Raw genomic sequence first — 1,496 nt, 5'->3', positions numbered from 1 at the left:
GGGGGGTGTCCCTATGTTTTTGTCAAGTGCCAGACCGATGTTGACGAGCACAGTCTTGGGAGTAGTTTCTTAGGCGTGCCTAGGAGCCGGCCAGCGTGTGCTGGTCGGCTTCGTCTTTGGGGCTTTATGCGGCGACGGGGCGTGGCGGGATTTCGCGGAAGAACTCCTTGTTTTTCAGCATCGCGTAGATGACATTGCATCGGCGTCGTGCCAGGCAGATGACTGCTGCGTTGTGGCGTTTTCCTTCAGCGCGTTTGCGTTCGTAATACCGCCGTGACGGTTCGTGGCTGCGGATAACTGCGAATGCGGAGTAGAACAAGGCGTTTTTCAGTCGTTTATTGCCTGACCGTGCCGGGAATTCACCTCTGATCGACGAACCGGATCGTCTAGTCACGGGTGCTATTCCAGCATAAGCAGCTAAGTGGCCAGCACTAGCGAAGTCGGAGCCATCACCGATCGCAAGAAGGATCTGCGCTGCGGTCTTGATGCCGACTCCGGGCATACTCATCAAGACCTCACAAAGAGGGAAATCAGCGAGCATCTCTTCAACCTGCTCAGCAATGGTGTTTCGTTGCTCTTTGAGGGCCTGGATGTTTGCAGCCAGTTGAGGAATTACTAACTCGGCGGCATCGCTTCCAGGCACGGTGGCTGTTTGAGCTTTCAGCGCTGTAAAAATGTCGTCTACCAGCGGGGTGGGGTCTTTACGTGTGCGCTTGATCATCCAGTTCAACACTCGTTGGTATCCGGCTCTTTTTAGCCCCTGCGGTCCCTTGTAATGGATCAATAATTCCAGGATCGGCGTGCGAGTCAGGGTGCTACCAGCAAAAACTCGTTCCAGGCTGGGGTAGATCTGGGTGAGGACACTGCGAAGCCGATTGACAGTGCGAGTGCAATCGCGGGCGATGTCATCATCGAAGCCGGACAGCATCTTTAGGGCGGAGAGTACCTCATCATTGCGGTCGACGGCACGTAGCGTGTGGGGCATTGTGCGGGCGGTGTCGGCGATGATGAATGCGTCGCGTTTGTCTGTTTTTGCACGTCCCGGATAGAGATCTGCAGCTTTGCGCATCGCAAGACCTGGCAGGTATCCGACTTCGCAACCGCAGTCCCGGGCTACAGCAATCGGTAGTGCGCCGATGGTGTTGGGTTGGTCGACGATCACGAGCACGGTGCCAAGCTTCTGAAGCTGGTGAAAAACGCCTGCTAGTTCGGATTCGAGTTGAGGCAACGGTTTGTCGAAGACCTTGTTGCCATCACGGTCTAAGGCGCAGGCGTGGTGTTCAGATTTGCCGACGTCTAGACCAAGGAATATGTCGATGGAATGCTCCGGAGACATGATGAGCTCCTAGAAAACGAGATGGGTATGGCGTTGTTCCAGTCGCTGGTGTCATGACCTTCGTTGCAAGCACCCACGTTACAAAGAGACCTAGTTTAAAACTGGCCGTGTCCCTATCAGCTGTCATCGAAAGTCCTGGCACCCGGCGGCAACACCCCCC

At 55.4% G+C, this 1,496-nt stretch carries 1 protein-coding gene; it reads right to left on the bottom strand.

The genetic code is table 11. The features are described from left to right. Window positions 1-124 precede the first annotated feature (124 nt). Window positions 125-1,336 carry an IS110 family RNA-guided transposase gene (locus HMPREF3053_RS00005; protein ID WP_070601050.1) on the bottom strand — a complete coding sequence of 404 codons (1,212 nt, stop codon included), beginning with the start codon at window positions 1,334-1,336 and terminating at the stop codon, window positions 125-127. Window positions 1,337-1,496 lie beyond the last annotated feature (160 nt).

Source organism: Corynebacterium sp. HMSC064E07 (genome assembly GCF_001815745.1).
Classification (GTDB): Bacteria; Actinomycetota; Actinomycetes; order Mycobacteriales; family Mycobacteriaceae; genus Corynebacterium; species Corynebacterium jeikeium_D.
The sequence above is the reverse complement of the archived record's forward strand: the minus strand, read 5'-3'. Positions and strand labels throughout refer to the sequence as shown.